This window comes from Cellulosimicrobium sp. So1_17 (assembly GCF_055181235.1).
Genome location: NZ_CM143702.1, coordinates 3,191,019 through 3,207,575 on the forward strand (window position 1 = coordinate 3,191,019; position 16,557 = coordinate 3,207,575).

Here is a 16,557-nt window from a genome sequence, read left to right on the forward strand (position 1 = left end):
CCTGGTCCGTTCGACGGCGGGTCTCCCGCGATCCCCGCAGCACCCTGGAACCAGGGCCGCTGCGGGGATCGCGGCGTCTGCGGGTGCGCTGGAACCCAACTAACGATCAACTTCCAACTTTTGATTGACACCTGACAGAAGGTCCGTAGGATAACGACCGGGCGGTAGGTGAACGTACCCGACGCCCGCCCGCTCCGCGCACCGCGCAGGGGCCGGAGAGGTACTTCCTCCCGCACGCCGACGTGCGGGAGCTTCGCTCGACGACGAGACGAGGAGGACACGACGCCGGGCGCCCGTCCGCGCCCCACCAGTCCACACACACAGACCGGGCCACCCGATTCCGTCGTTGGCGCGACGGGGGCGACCCGGTCCGGATGACCCCTCACAGGCGACTGAAACCTCACAGGAGTGGCATCACATGAAGGATATCCGCAGGCGGTCACGCCTGAGCAGAGGGATGACGGCCGCACTCGCCGCCGGCGCCCTCGCGCTGACAGGCGTAGGCCTGGCGGTCGCGCCCGCGACCGCGCACGACGGCGTCGACCACGGGGCCGAGCCCGGTGCCGACACCGCGCTCGACTGGTCGAACTACGAGAAGGTCCTGCTGACGAAGAACGTCGGCGAACCCCTCGACATGGCGATCCTGCCGGACTCGCGCGTGCTGCACACCGCGCGCAACGGCGACATCCGGCTCACCGACCCGGCGACGGGCACTACGCGCACGATCAACCAGGTCCCCGTCTACGCGAACTCGGAGGATGGGCTCCAGGGCATCGCGCTCGATCCCGCGTTCGCGGAGAACGGCTGGGTCTACCTCGTCTACGCGCCGATCGACGCCGACGGCGACGGGCAGCCCGACACCCCCACGGGGAACGCCCCGAACTCGCTGCCCGCCGGCGCCGACGAGAGCTACTGGGACCAGTGGGTGGGCGTCAACCGTCTGTCGCGCTTCCAGTGGACCGACGACGCGCTCGACCTGTCGAGCGAGCAGGTCATCCTCGACGTCGAGGTCCAGCGCGGGCAGTGCTGCCACGTCGGGGCCGACATCGACTTCGACGGCGAGGGCAACCTCTACCTCACGACGGGCGACAACACGCCCGCGAGCACGCCCGGCGCCAACGGCTTCGCGCCCAACAACGACGCGCCGGGGATGAACCCGGGCTTCGACTCGCGCCGCGGCGCGGGGAACACCAACGACCTGCGCGGCAAGATCCTGCGGATCCACGTCGAGGAGGACGGGACGTACACGATCCCCGAGGGCAACCTGTTCGCCCCGGGCACCGAGAACACCCGGCCCGAGATCTTCATCATGGGCGTGCGCAACCCGTTCCGCTTCGAGGTCGACCCGGAGACGAGCTCGATCTCGTGGGGCGACTACGGGCCGGACGCGACCAAGGCCGTCGCCGACGCCAACGACCGTGGCCCGATGGGCTACGTCGAGTGGAACGTCGCGAGCCTCGACGACCCGCACAACGCGGGCTGGCCCTTCATGACGGGCGACAACTTCGCGTACAACGACTGGGACTTCGAGACGTCGACCGCGGGGGAGTTCTTCGACCCGGAGAACCTGCAGAACACGTCCCGCTGGAACACCGGCCTCGTCGACCTCCCGGCACCGCGCCCCGCGACGCTGTACTACGGCGACGAGCCGGGCGACCAGCCGTGGGACGAGCTCGTGAACTTCGGGACGAGCAACGGCCAGGCGCCGATGGGCGGCCCGGTCTACCACTACGACGCCGACAACCCGTCGACCACCAAGCTGCCCGAGTACTGGGACGGCAAGGCGTTCATGGGCGAGTTCTCGCAGGACTACATCGCGGCGATCACCGTCGACTGGTCGACGTTCGACGTCACGCACATCGAGGACTTCCTGCCGAACTCGGCACTGACGAGCGCCGCGCAGCCGATCCACGACAACCCGATGGACATCGAGATCGGTCCGGACGGCTCGATGTACGTGCTCGACTACGGCGACGGCTTCTTCCGCGCCAACCCCGACGCGGGCCTCTACCGCATCGACTACGTCGAGGGGAACAAGTCCCCGCAGGCGCGGTTCACCGCCACGCCGAACTCGTCGTCCGAGGCCCCGCTCGAGGTCACGTTCGACGCCTCGACGTCGTCCGACCCCGACGGTGACACCCTCACCTACGAGTGGGACGTCGACGGCGACGGCACGTACGACTACACGGGCGCGCAGGCGACGCACACCTACACCGAGATCGGTGCCTACACGGCACGGCTCCGGGCGACGGACGACGGCGGCCGGCGCGGGCTCACCTCGCGCGTCATCTCGGTCGGCAACCAGGCGCCCGAGGTCACGGTGGACTACCCGGGCAACGGCTCGTTCTTCGACTGGGGCAACGCGATCCCCTACCGGGTCACGACGACCGACGCCGAGGACGACGCCTCCGTCGAGACGCCGGAGCCGCACCTCACCGCGGACTCCCCGATCAGCGCGTGGCTCGCGGACCAGATCGGTCACGACGTCCTCGTCGAGAACCTCGGGATCGACGCGGAGACGCTCGGCGAGATCAGCGGGTACAGCCTCAACGAGCTCGTCGCGCTGTCCGGCGGCGCACTGTCGGCGGAGATGGTGCAGGGCGTGGTCACGGCCTACGCGGCGGCCTTCGAGGAGGCTCCGAGCGGTGGCGGGACCGTGTGCTCGCGCGTCGCGTGGACGTACGGCCTCGGTCACGACGAGCACGCCCACCCGGAGAACACGGGCACGGGCTGCACGGGTGCGTGGCTGACCGACCCGAACTCGCCCGAGCACGGGCCGGGCGCACAGCTCTACGGTGCGGTCGTCGTCACGTACACGGACGCCGGTCACAACGGGCTGCCCCCGGCCCAGGGCGAGGCCACCGTCCGCCTCAACCCGAAGCTCCAGCAGCCGGAGCACGCGACGCAGCGTCAGGGCGTCGTCGTGTACGCCGACGAGACGGCGTCGGGCGGCACGGCCGTCCGCGGCCTCGGTGCGGGCGGCGACTTCCTGCGCTTCGACCCGGTGAACTTCGCCGGGATCGACGGGGCGGTCGTCCGGGCGAACGGCGCCGGCCAGGTCCAGCTGCGCTGGGGTGCCGTCGACGCGGCTCCCTTCGCGACGGCGACGATCCCGGGGGGCGCCGGCTGGAAGGACGTCGAGATCGCGTTCGACGCTCCCGAGGGCAGCGGTCAGCTCTTCGTCACCTCGGCGGACGACCTCGCGCTCGACGCCATCACGATGATCGGTGCCGGCGTCGCCGACGTCACGGCCCCGACCGTGGTCCACACCCTCGCGCCGGCCGAGCCGACCGGGGTGGGCGGGGTCTTCAACGAGCCGGTCACGTTCTCGGTGGGTGCCACCGACGACGGGGCGATCCGGAGCGTGGAGTACTCGCGCGACGCCGGGGCGACGTGGCAGGCGCTCTCGTCGCGCCAGCAGTACTCCGTCGCGTTCTCGGAGAACGGCACGTACGACCTGCAGTACCGGGCGACCGACACCGGGGGCAACGTCTCCGAGCTCGGCAGCGCGTCGTTCACGATCGACCTCGACGCACCCGACGAGCCGACGGTGGAGTCGACCACGAGCATCGCGCTCGGTGCCGCTCGCGTCACCTACGGCGACCCGGGCGAGGCGGTCGTGACGGTCGCCGGCGAGGGCGGCGTGCCCACCGGCGAGGTCGTGCTCACGGCGGGTGACGCCGAGGTCGGCCGCGGGACCCTCGCCGAGGGCACCGCGACGATCGCGATCGACCCGTCGCTCGCCGTCGGGACGCACGTCGTCAAGGCCACGTACCAGGCGGACGGCACCTTCAAGGCGTCGTCGGCCGGGGCTCGGCTCACCGTGGCCCAGGCGAGGTCGACCCTGACCGGGTCGGTCATGCCGAACCCGGTGAAGCCGGCGGTCGCCGCCAAGGCGACGCTGCACGTCGAGCCGTCGACCGGCGTCGTCGCCACGGGTGACGTCGTCCTGACCGTCAAGAAGAACAACGTCACCGTCGCGACCCGTACCGGGACGCTCGACGCGGCCGGTGACGTCGTCGTGACGCTGCCCAGGCTCGGGGAGACCGGCACCTACCAGGTGCAGGCCCAGTACGCCGGTTCCGCCGGTGTCGCGAAGAGCTCGGCGACGTTCAACCTCACGGTCCGCAGCTGACCGTTCGCCGGTGGCCCGGGCCTCGCGCCCGGGCCACCGGCCCACCGGACGTCCCCGGGCTGTCCCGGGGCGGCTCACCTCGAAGGAGAGACATGAGTTCACAGCACCACCACCACCCGACGGTCCCGGCCAAGCCGATGAGCCGTCGCAACCTGCTCAAGGCGCTGGCCGCGTCGTCGGTCGCCGTGGGTGCGGGGGCGATCCTCGGCCCGGCGGCGGCCAGCGCGCTCGGCGGCTCGGGTCTGGCCGCAGCGCCCGCCCCCTCGGGCGGTCGCGGGCGCCTGGTCCCCGTCAACCGCATCGGCATCCAGCTCTACACCGTCCGCGACAAGGTCAGCTCGCTCGGCTTCCGCCAGGTGTTCGAGGAGCTGGCGGACATCGGCTACTCCGAGATCGAGTTCGCCGGGTACACGCAGGGCAACGTGGGCGCGATCACCGTGCCGGAGATCCGCCAGCTCCTCGACGACAACGGCCTGCGCGCCGCGGGCGCCCACGTCAACCTCAACCTCAACAACATCGACGCCGAGATCGAGAAGGCGCTCGTGCTCGGCATGCCGCACCTCGGGCAGGGCGGCCCGATCGCGGGCGGCTACGGCGGCCCGGTGCCGAAGGACGCGTGGCTCCAGGCGACCGACGTGTGGAACCAGATGGGCGCGAAGGCGAAGGCGGCAGGCCTGAAGCTCTACTCGCACAACCACGCCCAGGAGTTCAACTTCACGAGCGACGACCCGAGCACGCGCGTCTACGACCTGCTGTGGGAGAACCTCGACCCCGAGCTCGTCTTCTTCGAGATGGACGTGTACTGGGCCTACGTCGGCCGTCACCTGTACCCGGGGTTCGAGCCGATCGAGTACGTCAAGGCCGACCCGCGCCGCTTCCCGATCCTGCACCTCAAGGACGGCAAGACGAACGAGGCGAGCACGAACGGCTACGACATCATCGAGTTCGGCGCCGGGAACATCCCCTACGCCGCCTTCCTCTCGGAGCTGCGCGACCGCGGTCAGCGCTTCGGCATGTACGAGCAGGACAACGCCGCGACCGTGGCGGAGCCCGGCAACGAGCTCAACTCCCTGGGCAACGCCCGGCGCAGCTACGGCGAGATCTCCTCGCTCCGCGGCTGACGCGACCGACCACACGTTTCTTTCGAAGGAGAAGCACGCATGACATGGAAGTGGAAGGTCCCGTCCGCCGCGCTGCTCGCGCTGGCGACGGCCACGGTGGTCGCCCCGGCGGCGCACGCCGCGGACGTCGAGTGCACGGGCGACCTCGGTGACCAGACGATCAGCGGGGACCTCGTGGTCCCCGGCGGCGTCGACTGCGTCCTGGGCGGCGCGACCGTCGAGGGCGACGTGGTCGTCGAGCCCGAGGGCTGGCTCGACGCGACGTCCGTGACGGTCGGTGGCGACGTCGTCGCGACCGACGCGTACGGCGTCTCGCTCGACGGCACGAGCGTCGGGGGCGACGTGAGCGCGTACTCCGCCGACACGCGGGTCGGGTTCCTGTACCTCAACGACCTCACCGTCGGTGGCGACGTCGCGGCCGGGGGCATCGACGTCGAGATCAACGACTCGACGATCACCGGCACGCTCCTGACCCAGGAGGCGAGCTACGTCGACCTGCTGCGCACCTCGGTGCACGGCGACGCGACGCTCGACGGCTCGGCGTACGGCGTGTCCGTCGCCGGTGCGGTCGTCGGCGGCTCGCTCACGGTGAGCAACGGCCAGCGCGACCTGCTCGTCGGGGCGACCACCGACGGCCAGGCCGACGAGTGGGGCAACGCCGTCGCGGGCGACCTCGTGCTCACGGACAACTCGGGCAACCTCCGGGTCGCCGGCACGGCCGTGCAGGGCACGATCCGGACGTCGGGCAACGACCCGGCGGCGGCGTTCGGTCCCGGCAACACCGCGGGTGGCGTCGACGGCGACCACTCGGGCGAGGCGCCCGCACCGGCTCCCGAGGGCGACCAGGCCGTGGCCGTCACCGTCCCGGCGCAGTCGGGCGGCGAGCTCACGTGGCAGCTCGAGGGCTCGTCGAGCCTCGTCGACCTCGGTGTCGCCACCGAGGAGCTGAGCTACTACCAGGCGATGGGCCAGCTCGTCCCGGTGCGCGTGCAGGACACGCGTGCGGGCGACCCGGCGTGGTCGGTCACCGGCCAGGTGTCCGACTTCGTCGCGGGCGGGCAGACCGTCGAGGGCAAGTACCTCGGCTGGACGCCGGGCGTCCTCGAGAACGGCGGCGACGCGATCGCCGGCGAGCACGTGGCGTCCGGGTTCGACGAGGGCGAGGGCCTCGCGCAGGCCCGCACCCTCGCGCGGGCCGACGAGGGTCACGCGCGCGGCGCGTCCGTGGTCGGGGCGACCCTCGACCTCAAGCTGCCGCTCGACACCCCGCGCGGCACGTACACCGCGACGATCACCCTGACCGCTCTGGGGTGATCCACCCGCCCCGCCCCCCGGGCCGAGGGGAGCGGGGTGCGGCCGGCCGTCACGAGCGCCGTGGCGGCCGGCCGTATGGTCAGGCACCGGCGGGCCCCCGTCTCCACCGGACGGGCACCGCCGCCCGAGCATCACCGACGAAGGACCCAGCACCATGACCGACCGCCGCACGAACCCTCTCTCGTCCGCGAGCGCACGCCTGCGGCGCGTGCTCGCCGTGCTCGCCGCGCCGGTCCTGACGCTCGCGGTGCTCGTCGCTCCCGCCGCCGTCGCGACGGCGGACGTCGAGCCCGCGCCCGAGTCCTCGACGACCGTGCAGTGGGGCTTCCGCCCCGCCGACACCGCGCAGGGCACCGACCGTCCCAACTTCGCGTACTCGCTCGCGCCGGGCGGCTCGGTCCAGGACGCGATCGTCGTGACGAACCACGGCGACGAGCCGCTCGCCCTCGGGGTCTACGCGGCGGACGGGTTCCTCACCGACGACGGCACCCTGGACCTCCTCCCGACCGGCGAGGAGTCGACGGCGCTCGGGTCGTGGATCGTGCTCGCCCAGCCGGGGATCGAGGTCCCGCCGCAGGAGAGCGTCGAGGTCCCCTTCACGCTGACCGTGCCCCAGGACGCCACGCCCGGCGACTACGCCGCCGGGGTGGTCTCGTCCCTCGTCGTCGCCGCGGACGACGGCGTGACGACCGACCGCCGCCTCGGCTCCCGCGTCCACCTGCGCGTCCAGGGCGACCTCGTTCCCGCGCTCGTCGTCGAGGACGTCCACCTGGAGTACGAGGGCACGTTCAACCCGTTCGCGGCGGGGACCGCGACGATGCGCTTCACGGTGCGCAACGAGGGCAACACCCGGGTCGCCCCGGCGACGTCCGTCCGCGTGACCGGTCCGTTCGGCCTCGCGGGCGGCGCCGCAGCCTCCGTCGACGTCCCCGAGCTCCTGCCCGGGTCGTCGGTCGAGCGCACGGTCGAGGTCGACGGCGTGCGGCCGCTCGTGCGGCTCGACGGGACGCTCACCGTCGGCGGCGAGGTCGTGCCCCTGCCGGGCACCGTCCCCGATCCCGAGGTCGTCGTGCCCGGCGTGACGGCCTCCGCGTCCACGTGGGCGGTCCCGTGGGTCGCGCTCGGGCTGCTCGTCCTCGTCGTCGCGCTCGTGGTGTGGCGGGTCCGGGCGCGCCGCCGCGCGAAGGCCGCGCAGCAGCGCGCCGTCGACGCGGCGGTCGCCGCCGCCCTCGCCGAGCGCGAGGCTGCCGACGCCGTCGCGGCGGGGGACCGCGACCCGACCGGGGTCTGAGCCCGCGTCGGACGACCCGGCCCGGTCCCGCGTCAGACGGCCGAGCCGTCGCGCGCCGGGCGCGGCTCCGCCACCGGGCGGACGGCCCCGGCGACGGCGAGGCTGAGCACGGTGGCGGCGCAGAGGACGAGCAGCGCGTGGCGCGCCCCGACACCGTCGACGAGCAGGCCGAGCAGGGGCGGTGCGCTGAGCATCGCGACGGTGGAGAACGACGTCGCGACCGCGACCCGCGGGCCGGCGTGCGCCGGGTCGTCGGACGCGGCGGCGATCGCGACCGGGTTCGCGAGGGCGGCGCCGCACCCCCAGAGCACGATCCCGACCCAGGCGAGCGGCAGGCTCGGTGCGAGACCGAACGCGAGGAGCCCGACGAGCGCCGACGCCCCGGAGGCGCGCAGCACCGTGACGCGGCCGAACCGGTCGATGAGCCCGGTCCCCGCGAACCGGAACACCGTCATCGCGCCCACGAACGTGCCGTACGCGACCGCCCCGACCGCCTCGCGCACCGCAAACCCGTCCACGACGGCGATCGACAGCCAGTTCCCGGCCGATCCCTCCGACAGCGACGACGCGAGCAGGACGAGCCCGATGAGCAGCGTGCGCGGCTCGCGCCAGGCGGCGAGCGCCGCGCGGACACCGGCTCCGCGGCGGGGCGAGGCGGTCCCGCCCGCGTGCTCGGGGGCGAGCGCCGTGGCCGGGCGGATCAACGTGGCACGGGCGACGGCGACGGCGAGGCTCACCACGACGAGCTGGGCCGTGATGCCGACGTGGGCCCACGAGAACGCCGCCGCGACGAGCGCGCCGCACGCCGCACCGATGGAGAACGCGGCATGGAAGTGGGGCAGGATCGCCCGCCCGACGTGCTGCTCCACGGAGGCCGCGCAGATGTTGATCGGCACGTTGGTCAGCGCGCCGCACGCACCGTTCACGAACGCGCCCACCGCGAAGAGCCCGACGCTCCCCGTTCCGGTGCCGGCCGCGACGAGCGCGAACCCGACGACGTTGCCCGCCGTCGCGACGACGAGCGTCGTGCGGCTGCCGAACCGTGCGACGACCGCCCCGGTCACGACGACCGCGGAGAGCGTGCCGAGCCCACCCACCACGAGCAGCGCCCCGAGCTGTCCGGAGCTCAGCCCGAGCGCGTCGCGGACCGACGGCAGGCGGCTCATCCACGACGTGCCGACGACCCCGAAGAGGGCGAACTGCGCCATGAGCGCCCAGCGGGCGCGCGCCACCGTGGCGGCGTCGGCGGCCTGGGCAGGGGTGTTCCCGGAAACCGTTGGGAGTCTTGACACTTGCCGCAGTCTACGGAGCGTCGTGCCGCCGAACCCCGGGTTGCAGGTCGCTGAATCCGTACAACGGCGCGCAACCCGGGGTTCGGGGCAGCCAGCGGCACACGGCCCATGGTTCGGCGGCAGCCCGGCGGCAGCGCGGCGGTAGCGCGGGGTCCGGCGGCCGGCCGGTCAGAGGCGGACGGTACCCGCGACGACCGTGACGCAGTCGCCGCCGACCCACACCGTCCCCGCGTCGTCGCGCTCGACGCGCACCCGGCCCGCACGACCGAGGGCGGCGCCCTGCGCGGCGACGTACCGGTCGGGCAGCCGTTCGTCGCGCACGAGCCACTGCCCGACGACCGCGTTGAGCGACCCGGTCACGGGATCCTCGGGGATGCCCATGGCCAGGGCGAAGCCGCGCACCTCGGCCGCTGCGCCGTCGGGCCCGGACGCGTCGTCGGACCGGGAGGCGTAGAGGCCGACGACGCCCACGGACAGGTCCGGGTGCTGCGCGCGCAGTGCCGTGAAGTCGGGCGCGAGCGCCGCGACGCGCTCCGCCGAGTCGAGCAGCACGACGCGCCAGCCGGGTCCGTTGTCGAGGAGCCGGTGGTCCACGACGGCGTCGGCGGGGACGCCGAGCGCCGCGACGATCGCACCGAGCTCGTCGTCGCCGAGCGGAGCGTCGGTGAGGAGGGCCGGCGCGGCGAAGGCGAGGGAGCCGGAGTCGTCGCCGGCGTCGACACCCCTCCGGATCGTCACGAGGCCCACGCCGCACTCCTGCACGACGACGCCGCTCGCCCGGGGCGTGCCGCCCGCCTCGAGCCAGGCGTGGCACGAGCCGAGGGTGGGGTGCCCGGCGAACGGCAGCTCGCCTGCGGGGGTGAAGATGCGCAGGCGGTAGTCGGCACCGTCGGCGGCGCCCTGTGCCGTGGGCGGCAGGACGAACGTCGTCTCGGAGAGGTTGGTCCACCGCGCGAAGGCGGCCATCTGCTCGTCGCTCAGCCCGTCGCCGTCGAGCACGACGGCCACCGGGTTGCCGAACGTCGGGACGGCCGTGAAGACGTCGACCTGCGCGAACGGTCGCGACGGGTCGACGTCGCCGTGGCGTGCACTCATACGAGCGAGCCTACGCGGCGGCGCGCGACGGGTGACTTTTGCCGATCCTTTGACAGAAGTTGTCGACAGGACGGCTGAACCGGGGTTACATTGTCCAGCGTTGTCATCGACGGGGAGACAGCGTTGTCCCCGCCGGTCCGGTCGGCCTCACGAGGAGCGAAGATGCTCGTACGCACGTCACCCCCACCACCTCGGAACGGCGTCGCCAGACGACGGCGCGGCATCGCCGCCCTCGCCCTCGGCGCCGTCGCCGTCACCGGTCTCGCCGCTCCCTCAGGGGCCGCAGACCTGCCCGAGCAGGAACCCGGCGTCACGCTGCGGACCTTCCAGCTCGCGTCGGACCCCGGTGCGGTGTGCACCCTGAAGTCGGGCCAGACCCCGAACGTCGACAAGCTCATGCCGACGATCGACTGGACGACGGCCGAGCAGTTCGGGGCCGAGGACCGGTTCATCTCCCAGGTCACCGCCAACCTGACGGTGGAGACCGCGGGGCAGTACACCTTCCGCGTCACCAACGACGACGGCGCGATCGTCTACATCGACGACCAGCAGGTCATCGAGAACGACGGGCCGAACGACTCGACGTCCGTCGAGGGGAACGCCACGCTCACGGCAGGCGTGCACGCGCTCCGCGTCGACTACTACGAGGGCGGCGACAAGCAGCGCCTCACGCTCGCGTGGAAGAAGCCGGGCAGCTCGACCTTCGAGGTCGTCCCCCAGTCGGTGCTGAGCACCGAGGCGGACGTCGTGCGCGTGACCGCGCCCGGCTACAAGTACTGCGAGGGCGACAGCGACACCGCCGGCGACGGCCTGCGGCTCGACACCGTCAACCCCAACTACGAGCTCACCGACCTGCGCCCCGAGGGCTTCGAGCCCAAGGTCTCGGGTCTCGCGTTCACCCCGGACGAGCAGCTCGCCGTCGTCACGACGGGCGAGGTCAGCTCCGGCGGCTGGCGACCCGACCCGGTGTCGGGCGAGGTGTACTTCCTCGACGGCGTCGTCGACGCCGACGGCCCCGAGGACGTCACGGTGACGAAGGTCGCGGACGAGCTCCTCAACCCCATGGGCATCGAGGTCATCGAGGACTCGATCTTCGTCTCGGAGCGGTACCAGCTCACGCAGCTCACCGACCCCGACGGCGACGGGTTCTACGACGTCCACACGAAGATCGCGGAGTGGCCCGACGGCGGCAACTTCCACGAGTTCGCGTTCGGCCTCGTCCACGACGAGGACTACTTCTACGTGAACCTGTCCGTCGCGATCGACAACGGCGGCGCGACGACCAACCCCCAGCCTGCCCAGAACCGCGGCACGTCGATCAAGATCGACCGCGAGACCGGCGAGGTCACCTACGTCGCGGGCGGTCTGCGCACCCCCAACGGCATCGGCTTCGGCCCGGAGAGCGAGCTGTTCGCGACGGACAACCAGGGCGCGTGGCTCCCGTCGAACAAGCTCGTGCACATCGAGCAGGACCGGTTCTTCAACCACTTCACGAACCCCGCCGGGCCGTTCGACACCAACCCCGTGACCCCGCCCGCCGTGTGGCTCCCGCAGAACGAGATCGCCAACTCCCCGGGCAACCCGATCCTCGTCGAGGAGGGTGAGTTCGCCGGCCAGATGCTGCTCGGCGACGTCACCTACGGCGGCATCCAGCGCGCGTTCCTCGAGAAGGTCGACGGCGAGTTCCAGGGTGCGGTCTTCCGCCACACCGCGGGCCTCGAGGTCGGCGTCAACCGTGTCCTCACCGGTCCCGACGGCGCGCTGTACGTCGGCGGCACCGGCGAGGGCGGCAACTGGGGCGAGTCCGGCAAGCTGCGCTTCGGCCTCCAGAAGCTCACGCCCGTCAACGAGGACTCCTTCGACATGAAGGAGATGCGCGTCGTCGAGGGCGGCTTCGAGATCGAGTACACCGACCCCGTCTCCGACGAGGTCGTGGCGAACCTGGCGGACGCGTACCAGCTCAAGCAGTGGCGCTACGTGCCGACGCAGCAGTACGGCGGCCCCAAGGTCGACGAGCAGCCGGTGTTCGTCACGGACGCCCAGGTGTCCGAGGACCGCACGACCGTCACGCTGCAGGTGGACGGCCTCAAGCCGGGGCACGTCGTGCACCTGCGCTCCCCGCGTCCGTTCGCCTCGGCCGAGGGCACCGAGCTCCTCAGCACCGAGGCCTGGTACACGCTCAACTCGCTGCCGGGCTACGTCGCGCCGGCCGACCGCGGCTGGTACGAGGCCGAGACGGCGCAGCCGCTCGGTGGCTCCAGCATCGCCGCCGACCACAGCAACTACTCGGGCACCGGCTTCGCCGCCGGCATGACGAACGTGGGCTCCGGCCGCACGTTCACCGTGACCGTCGACGAGGCGGGGACCTATCCCGTGAACGTGCGGTACGCGAACGGCATCCACCCCTACACCGAGCTGCGGGCGAAGAACGTGTCGCTCCACGTCAACGGCGAGGACCTCGGGCAGTGGAACTTCCCGACGACCGGTGACTGGAAGAACTGGGGCACGCAGACGCGCGACCTCGAGCTCCAGGCCGGGACGAACACCATCACGCTCCGGTACGAGGACGGCGACGAGGGCAACGTCAACCTCGACGTCCTCTCCGTGGGCGAGACCCCGGACATCTGCACCCCGGGTGAGGTCGAGGAGGGCTACACCGCCCTGTTCGACGGGACGCTCGCGAGCCTCGACGCCGGGTGGCGCATGGCCGGCCCGGGCGGGTTCGGTCGGCAGGACGACTGCTCGATCCGCGGCGAGGGCGGCATGGGCCTGCTCTGGTACACGGCCGAGGAGCTCGGCGAGTACTCGCTCAAGCTCGACTGGAAGCTGTCCAAGGACGACAACGGCGGCGTGTTCGTCGGCTTCCCGAACCCGGGCAACGACCCCTGGGTCGCGGTCAACCAGGGCTACGAGATCCAGATCGACGCCACGGACGCCGACGACCGCACGACCGGTGCGGTCTACACGTTCCAGGGCGCTGACCTGGACGCCGTGGACGAGGCGCTCAACCCCGTCGGGCAGTGGAACGCGTACGACATCCGCGTCGAGGGAGACCGCATCCGCATCTACCTCAACGACGTGCTCGTCAACGACTTCACGAGCACCGACCCGGCGCGCGACCTGTCGAGCGGGTTCGTCGGCATCCAGAACCACGGCGGCGGCGAGATGGTCTCCTACCGGAACATCCGGGTGAAGGACCTCGCGGGCGCCGAGGAGCTGGCGGTCGACGCGACGGCGCAGGTGCGCTGCCTCGCGGGCAAGACGTACGTGGCGGTGCGGGCGACCAACGCCGACACCGTGCCTGCGGACATCACGCTCACGACGCCGTTCGGGACGAAGACCGTGACCGGCGTCCAGCCGGGCGCGTCGGCGTACCAGTCGTTCGCGACGCGGGCGACGTCGGTCGAGGCCGGCGCGGCGCAGGTGTCCGCGTCCGGTGACGGCCGCACGGCCCAGCTCGACGTCGCGTACGACGCGGCGAGCTGCGGCTGACGCACCACCCAGGGGGCCTCGCGCCCGGCGTCACGCCGGGTGCGAGGCCCTCGCCCGTCCGCAGGGCCGTCCACAGGCCCGCGCCGGCCGGGCGTGACGGGAGCGCGGTCCGACGGCGCTCCCGTCACGACGTACGCTGCTCGGGCCACCGACCCACCGGTCGCTAGACCTTTCCGCGCCCCGGCCCATGACCGAGGCGCACCTCGACGAGGAGGAACCCATGCTCGAACGGCTCGGTCGCGCCGTGGCCCGACGACGCGGGCTCGTCCTCGCGGTCTGGGCGGTGCTGCTCGTGGCCGGTGCCGTCCTGGGCGGCGCCGTCTTCGACCGCACGCAGCCGATCGCCGACGCACCCGCGGGCAGCGAGTCGGCGCTCGCGGACGCGTGGCTGACCGAGGTCACGACCCCGACCGGTGAGGAGCCCGAGGGCGAGCTCGTCAGCGCGGTGATCAGCGGTCGCGACTTCTTCGACCCGACGCTCGTCGAGAGCGCGACCGCGGTCATGGCCGAGATCCGCGCCGTCCCCGGGGTCGTCGACGTCTACGACGCCTACACGGCCGGCGGGCTCATCAGCGACGACGGGCAGGGCTCGCTCGTGAACGTCGAGCTCGATCCCGCCCTGGACGACGACGCGGCGCTCGCCGTCGCGGACCAGGTCGCCGCGGCGCTGCGCACCGTCGACGCACCCGAGGTGCTGGTGGGCGGCGAGCTGCTCGCCGAGCGCGCGTTCGTCGACCGCGCCATGACGGACGCCGCCGTCGGCGAGGGGATCGCGCTCGCCGTGCTCCTCGTCGTGCTCGTCGTCGTGCTGGGTGGTCTGCGCGTCGGGGCCCTGCCGGTCCTCGCCGCCCTCGCGACGATCGCCGTCGCGCTGCTCGTCCTCTCCGGGCTGCTCGGCGTGGTTCCCGTGAACGAGTTCGCGGTGAACGTCGTGACGCTGCTCGGGCTCGGCCTCGCGGTCGACTACGCCCTGCTCGTCGTCGCGCGGTTCCGCGAGGAACGATCGCTCGCCCCGGACGAGGCGACCGAGGTCCTCGTCGGCCGGGCCGTCGCCACCGCCGGTCGCGCCGTGCTCGTCTCCGGCGTCGCCGTCGGCATCGCGCTGACCGGCCTCCTGCTGCTCGGCGACCCGCTGCTGTCCGGGATGGCCGTCGGCGGCGCCGTCGTCGTGCTCGTCGCGACCGTCGCCGGCCTCACGCTCGTGCCCGCCCTCGTCGCGACGTGGCACCGCCACGTCCCCGCGCCGGGGGTGCGGACGTGGTCCCGGCCATGGCTGCCGCGACCGGCCGCCGGCCCGGACACCGCTCGCCGGACCTCCACCGGCGCGAGGGACGCTGCCACCCCGGACCGGACCGCGGTGCCGGGCGGGACGACGTCGGGAGGGACGGGACTGCTGGGGCGCTTCGCGCGCCTGGCCCAGCGGCACGCGGTGCTCGTGACCGTCGGCGCGACCGCGGGGCTCCTCGTGCTCGCCGCGCCGCTCGGCTCGCTCACGCTCGGCAGCTCCGAGGTGCGGTCCCTCCCCGCCGACGCCGAGGAGCGCCGCGCGTACGAGGCCCTCACGACGGGGTTCTCCGACCTCGGCGTCGAGCCGGTCACCGTGATCCTCGACGCGCCCGTCGACGACCCCCGGGTTCCGGACCTCCTCGACGAGGCCGCCGCGCTGCCCGGCGTCGTCGACGCCGGGCTGAACCTCGACGCCGTCGACCCCGACGTGACCGTCGTCGACCTCACGCCCGCCGGTGACGCGACCGGTGCCGAGGCCCAGCAGGTCGTGCGCGACGTGCGCGAGCTGCGGGACGCCCGGTTCGGCGTCGGCGACGCGCAGAGCCTCGCCGTGCAGGTGGCCGGGCCCGCGGCCGAGGTCGTCGACACGCAGGCGCAGCTCGTGCAGCGCCTGCCGCTCGCGCTCGGGGTCGTCGTCCTCGCGACGTTCCTGCTGCTGCTCGCCCTCACACGGTCGGTCGTCGTGCCGGTCAAGGCGCTGCTGCTCAACGGACTGACCATCGCGGCGACGCTCGGCGCGCTCACCGCGATCTTCGGGTGGGGCTGGGGCGAGGGCGTGCTCGGGTTCGACTCCTGGGGCGCGCTCGACGTCACGACACCGCTGCTGCTGTGCCTGCTCGTCTTCGGGCTGTCGATGGACTACGAGGTCTTCCTCCTCGCGCGCATCACCGAGGAGTGGCGGCGCCGCGACCCCGCCGAGGACGCGCGCGTCGCGAACGACCGCGCCGTCCTGCGCGGGATCACCGCGACCGGTCCCGTGGTGACGACGGCGGCCGTCGCCATCACCATCGTGTTCCTCGGGTTCGCGATCGGCGACGTCGTCGCGATGAAGGAGGTCGGCGTCGGCATGGCGATCGCCGTCGTGCTGGACGTGACCGTCGTGCGCGGACTGCTCCTCCCCGCGACGATGACGCTGCTGGGGCGGTGGAACTGGTGGCCGGGGTCGTCCGGGGGCTCCGCCGGCGACGGCTCCGCCGGGGTCGGGTCCGCCGACGTCTCCGCGGGGGTGGGGCGGGTCTACCATCCGCCCGCTCGTTCCTCGCGGGCTCCCGCCAGACCCGCCACGACCCGCCCCACCCCCGCGGACACGTCGGCTCCCTGAGTGGCGTCACCACCCGCGCTCGCCGAGGTAGTACCCGGGTTGGGCGAGGTAGTACCCCGGTTCCGCGAGGTAGTACCGGGGTCACTCGAAGTAGTACCGCGGTTGCGCGAGGTAGTACCGCGGTCGCCCGAAGTAGTACCGCGGTTGCGCGAGGTCGTACCGCGGTCGTCGGGGAGGACCCTGGTCGGGGAGACCAGAGTCCTCCCCGT

8 protein-coding genes are annotated in these 16,557 nt (G+C 72.8%); 6 read left to right on the forward strand and 2 right to left on the reverse strand.

What is annotated here, in order from left to right; all coding sequences use genetic code 11:
• Nucleotides 1-457: 457 nt before the first annotated feature.
• From ACZCLJ_RS14115 to ACZCLJ_RS14130, 4 genes are all read left to right on the forward strand, one after another.
• Entirely contained in the window at nt 458-4,135 is a 3,678-nt protein-coding gene (locus tag ACZCLJ_RS14115) for a PQQ-dependent sugar dehydrogenase (RefSeq protein ID WP_463104164.1), read from the forward strand.
• A gap of 92 nt (nt 4,136-4,227) precedes the next feature.
• A complete protein-coding gene (locus ACZCLJ_RS14120; RefSeq protein ID WP_463104165.1) occupies nt 4,228-5,256 on the forward strand; it encodes a sugar phosphate isomerase/epimerase family protein in 1,029 nt (342 codons plus the stop codon).
• A gap of 39 nt (nt 5,257-5,295) precedes the next feature.
• Complete coding sequence (locus ACZCLJ_RS14125; RefSeq protein ID WP_463104166.1) at nt 5,296-6,570, forward strand: hypothetical protein; 1,275 nt, start codon at nt 5,296-5,298, stop codon at nt 6,568-6,570.
• A 154-nt stretch (nt 6,571-6,724) separates the two neighbouring features.
• Nucleotides 6,725-7,861, forward strand: coding sequence for a WxL protein peptidoglycan domain-containing protein (locus ACZCLJ_RS14130; RefSeq protein ID WP_463104167.1), 1,137 nt, complete (start codon nt 6,725-6,727; stop codon nt 7,859-7,861).
• 32 nt (nt 7,862-7,893) lie between these two features.
• On the opposite strand, the gene ACZCLJ_RS14135 is transcribed toward ACZCLJ_RS14130, so the two are convergent.
• Nucleotides 7,894-9,153: an MFS transporter gene (locus tag ACZCLJ_RS14135; protein WP_463104168.1), complete on the reverse strand. Its 1,260-nt coding sequence runs from the start codon at nt 9,151-9,153 to the stop codon at nt 7,894-7,896.
• Between the two features lie 168 nt (nt 9,154-9,321).
• Nucleotides 9,322-10,248 (reverse strand): PhzF family phenazine biosynthesis protein, encoded by a 927-nt coding sequence (locus tag ACZCLJ_RS14140; RefSeq protein WP_463104169.1) that lies wholly within the window; start codon nt 10,246-10,248, stop codon nt 9,322-9,324.
• Nucleotides 10,249-10,410: 162 nt separating this feature from the next.
• Here ACZCLJ_RS14140 and ACZCLJ_RS14145 point away from each other — a divergent pair, with 162 nt between their 5' ends.
• Both ACZCLJ_RS14145 and ACZCLJ_RS14150 read left to right on the forward strand, forming a co-directional pair.
• Nucleotides 10,411-13,740 carry a 3-keto-alpha-glucoside-1,2-lyase-like domain-containing protein gene (locus tag ACZCLJ_RS14145; protein WP_463104170.1) on the forward strand — a complete coding sequence of 1,110 codons (3,330 nt, stop codon included), beginning with the start codon at nt 10,411-10,413 and terminating at the stop codon, nt 13,738-13,740.
• Between the two features lie 187 nt (nt 13,741-13,927).
• Nucleotides 13,928-16,348 (forward strand): MMPL family transporter, encoded by a 2,421-nt coding sequence (locus ACZCLJ_RS14150; RefSeq protein ID WP_463104171.1) that lies wholly within the window; start codon nt 13,928-13,930, stop codon nt 16,346-16,348.
• Nucleotides 16,349-16,557 lie beyond the last annotated feature (209 nt).